This window comes from Endozoicomonas sp. (genome assembly GCF_051008435.1).
GTDB lineage: Bacteria > Pseudomonadota > Gammaproteobacteria > Pseudomonadales > Endozoicomonadaceae > Endozoicomonas_A.
In genome coordinates this window covers 1-3,969 of the sequence record NZ_JBPCXO010000070.1, presented here as the reverse complement: position 1 = coordinate 3,969, position 3,969 = coordinate 1, and the positions used below count along the sequence as shown (strand labels likewise).

General features: G+C 47.0%; 3 protein-coding genes. 2 read left to right on the top strand and 1 reads right to left on the bottom strand.

Going from position 1 to position 3,969, the window contains the following annotated elements; genetic code table 11:
• Window positions 1–275 precede the first annotated feature (275 nt).
• Together ACR2PX_RS03305 and ACR2PX_RS03300 are read left to right on the top strand one after the other, a co-directional pair.
• The gene (locus tag ACR2PX_RS03305; RefSeq protein WP_433997937.1) at window positions 276–1,193 is read left to right on the top strand and encodes a DMT family transporter; all 918 of its coding nucleotides are present in this window, start codon (window positions 276–278) and stop codon (window positions 1,191–1,193) included.
• Window positions 1,193–1,903, top strand: coding sequence for a tRNA1(Val) (adenine(37)-N6)-methyltransferase (locus tag ACR2PX_RS03300; RefSeq protein ID WP_433997936.1), 711 nt, complete (start codon window positions 1,193–1,195; stop codon window positions 1,901–1,903). The genes ACR2PX_RS03305 and ACR2PX_RS03300 overlap by 1 nt, the downstream gene beginning before the upstream one ends.
• A 51-nt stretch (window positions 1,904–1,954) precedes the next feature.
• On the opposite strand, the gene ACR2PX_RS03295 is transcribed toward ACR2PX_RS03300, so the two are convergent.
• The gene (locus tag ACR2PX_RS03295; RefSeq protein WP_433997935.1) at window positions 1,955–3,676 is read right to left on the bottom strand and encodes a hypothetical protein; all 1,722 of its coding nucleotides are present in this window, start codon (window positions 3,674–3,676) and stop codon (window positions 1,955–1,957) included.
• Window positions 3,677–3,969: the final 293 nt, after the last annotated feature.

Below are 3,969 nucleotides of genomic sequence, written 5' to 3'. Positions count from 1 at the left end.
CGGTTTGAGACAGTTTTTATGATTATTTGAGGCGAATAGCGAGCTATTCAACGAAAAGAATCATAAAAAATGGCCAAATCAGGCTTTTTCGCAGTAGGTCAGTGGTAAGTCCGACAGGCTCCTAGAAGAGCCTGAGCAAGGCATAGGGAGCCTGACCGGGAATAGACAGCCCGGCCTAAAGTCCAGAAGGAACGGCCATCTTTTCCACTGAACTTTATACTCGAGTGCAATCCCGGTCAGGCTTCCAGTAACCACACGTTGAGACTTAACGCAGTATGTCTTCACAAACCCAAGCCTGTCTGTATGCTCTGGCCACCGCCCTGATGTGGTCAACCATTGCCACTGCCTTCAAACTCACTCTGGAGCATTTGGACCCATGGCAAATGGTATTCTGGTCGGTATTAACGTCAACCATTCTGCTGGCCGGTTTTGTCCTTTCCCAGGGCAAGTGGCCTCAGTTGATCCAACAGGCCAAAAAATATTTTGGGCTTTATATCCTGTTAGGTTTTCTCAACCCTTTCCTCTATCACATAGCTCTATTGGGTGGCTATGATCTGTTATCCGCTCAACAAGCTCAGGCACTGAACTACAGCTGGCCACTGGCTCTGACTTTGCTGGCTGTACCATTACTGGGTAACAAGCTGAGTGTTAAGGACGGCATTTGTTGCCTGATTGCCTATCTTGGAGTGGTTATTATCAGTACCCGGGGTGAGCTTCAGAGCCTTAACTTTGGCAGTCCACAAGGGGTAATGCTGGTGCTCTCCAGCACTCTGGTCTGGGCTTTATACTGGATCTTAAACGCCAAAAATGAAGGCGATTCACAGGTTGGCCTGCTGCTCTGTTTTCTGTTCGGACTCCCCTGGATTACAGTCGCTGTTTTCTGGAAGTCCAGTATCTGGCCTATCTCTCTGGAAGGTTTAAGTGGTGCGGTTTATATTGGCCTGATCGAGATGGGATTTGCCTATATTTTCTGGCTCAAAGCCCTCAAGCTGGCAGAGAATACCGCTGTCATCAGCAACATCAGCTATCTCAGTCCTTTTCTTTCACTGATTTTTATCGCTAATGTGCTGAATGAAAGCATTCATCCTTCTACCTATTTGGGACTGATGATGATTGTTGCATCCGTGGTCTTCCAGCAAAGAAAATCAAAGAGTAAAAAACTATCGAATACCCCGGTAATGAGTAACCATTAATGGCCAGAAACAGTTACTTTCAATTTAAACAGTTCAGGGTTGAACAGGGTCAGACGGCCATGAAGATCACCACCGACGCCTGTATCCTGGGGGCCAGAGCAGAGGTGGAAAACACTCAGTCCATTCTTGATATTGGTGCCGGAACCGGGCTACTCAGTTTAATGGCCGCTCAAAGATCCCATGCCACTATAGATGCGGTTGAACTGGACGATCAGGCTGCTACTCAAGCCCTGGAAAACTTCACCGCCAGCCCGTGGAGTAGCCGCTTAGCTTTGCATCACTGTTCCATTCAATCTTTCATGCCTGAAAAACGGTATGACTGCATACTCAGCAATCCACCTTTCTTTGAAAATGCCTTTAAAGCACCCTGTGACAAGCGCTCACTTGCACGCCACACCGACAGCTTAAGTTTTCTGGAACTGGCCATTAATATTGACCGATTGATGTCTGAGGACGGTAAAGCCTGGATTCTGTTACCTGTCGAATCCAGCCCGCTTTTTTTAGAAGCCATCCATCAAGCTACCCAATTGAAGCTGAAGCGAACCATAGCGGTTCGTTCCTCTGCTCATCATAGAGACCACCGTCACATACTGGTTCTAGGGCGCCCTGATTCAGAGCATTTTCGGGAACAGATAACCATTTATGATCAACATCCTGAATACACATCTGAAACGATAGGCTTTCTTAAGCCTTATTATTTGAAGCTGTAAATAAAAACGGCACCTATGGGTGCCGTTTTGGTCACTGTCTCATGGCCCCTTCTAGCGGTAAGGATCGCTGTTATTTCCGAAAGGATTATTCGACGCATTATCACCAAGGAGAGGTGTCGTCTCATCCGTCGCACCAAACTGTTGCCATTCACTATCGAACTTGGGTGGTAAAGGATCGCTTACGGATGACCTCTGATCACTCGGTCTCGTTGCCTGTGGATAGGCTTGTTGAGACGCCTTGGGTCCTTGATAGAATGGATTACTCGGAAGAAGGGGCGTTGACGGAGCTGAACTGTACCCCGGTGGAGGTGAAAGAGGTATTTGCCCGAACGGCGCAATCGGCAAATGCAGTGGATTAGCCTCAACACCTACTTCTGTTCTGGCCACGGTTTCTTCCAACTTCTTGAAATTATTAACACCGTATTTGGTTTCCGCTTCTCTCGTCAACACATCAAGGTTATAACCCGGGTGCTCACCCAAGCCTAACTCTTCACCGTAACTCGAGAGGAAATCGACCACTCTGCTCTGACTGTCAGCATCCACAGTCGCTAATCTTCTCAGCTTCGCCAACGTTTCCTGGAAACTTCTCAGGTGATGGTATTCCCACATTCTGTCGGCATCAAAGCTTCCAAGGCCTTTTTCCTTATCTACATCCACCCTGATCTTATCAATTTCAGACTGAACATCCTTAGCAAACAGTGACCAGTCGTTGTGCATTAGGCGCACAGCTTCAAGCACAAGACGGTCTTTATAGACAGGTGCACCTTTCGGCCAATCCTGCCTTGCTGCACACATGTAATAATCCAAACCGGGCAGTCGCTTGGCATGACCAGCTTCTGCCGTTGCGAAATGAAGCTTATCGGTACCTCTGACCATCTGCCTGTTACGCTGGGCTCTGACCAGAGTATTGTGCTCTGAATGCTCACTTTTGTTATCAATAAAGGCAATAATGTCTCTGTAAACTTTATTTCTGTACTTCTCACTGATCTCTCTGATGCGAGAATCAATATCCAGACGATCTTGAGTGACACCCGCGATATTAGTGGTCACCCCTTTAACAAGGTTCAAAGCATTACTCTTCTGTAAACCCAACGTCTTGACATGAACCCTGAAGGCATCCCGCAGAGCAGCTTCAGTATCAAACTTGCCTCCGAGCTCCTTATATTTAAGCTCTGTCGCCCAGTGCCTGAGATCGGCCAGACTTTCTTCAGCTGTTTTCAGGGCTACGCCTAAACGACCCACTTCATTAACTTCTTCCTGGGTAACTTCTGTCGGGCGTTTTAACTGTTTAGCATCCAGAGCTACCTTAGCTTTGGCATAAGCTGAGAGATGAGCTTCAAACTCTTTATCCGCATCTTTCAATGCAGACGATTTAACCTTAACCAGAAAATCAACAGACGTTTTACTGCCTTCAGGCCCAATCTCTTTAGACTTCACCTCAAAACCCGCTTGTTTTTTGAGATATTCCGATTGGGCTGGAGTAAGACGGATACCCTCTTTACTCTTTGCCTTGATACGGCGTCCAAGGATCGCTTCTTCTGCCCGGACCTGAACCACTCGTCTGGCAGTAATGCGAACTCTGGGAATACGATCTGCGATACCATGGGCAAGACGCTTGGCATGGAAGGCGACTATTCTCATCCCCTGAACGAAACGTCCCCAGTTTTTGACCAGCACTTTTCTAGGGTGCAAAGCCTTGATTTGCTGGGCCACTTCACTCTTGAAATGTGAAAGCCTGGGTATAAAGGACTCTATTCGTGTTGTTAAACTCATCCTGACCTCTCCATGGTCAAACGCGGTCATAGCTTCTGATTATTATAGGTAAGAAATGGAATCAGGAATGGTCATATTAGTAGAAGTCAGAATAACAACACTATAAATTCAGATTACCCGTATAAGGCAACCAGGTGTCGTAGATTCGGCACCCGGTAGAAAGAGCTTCTAGGAGCCTGTCGGACTTAGCCGACCGTAGCGAGAAAAAGTCCGGTTTGAGACAGTTTTTATGATTATTTGAGGCGAATAGCGAGCTATTCAACGAAAAGAATCATAGAAAATGGCCAAATCCG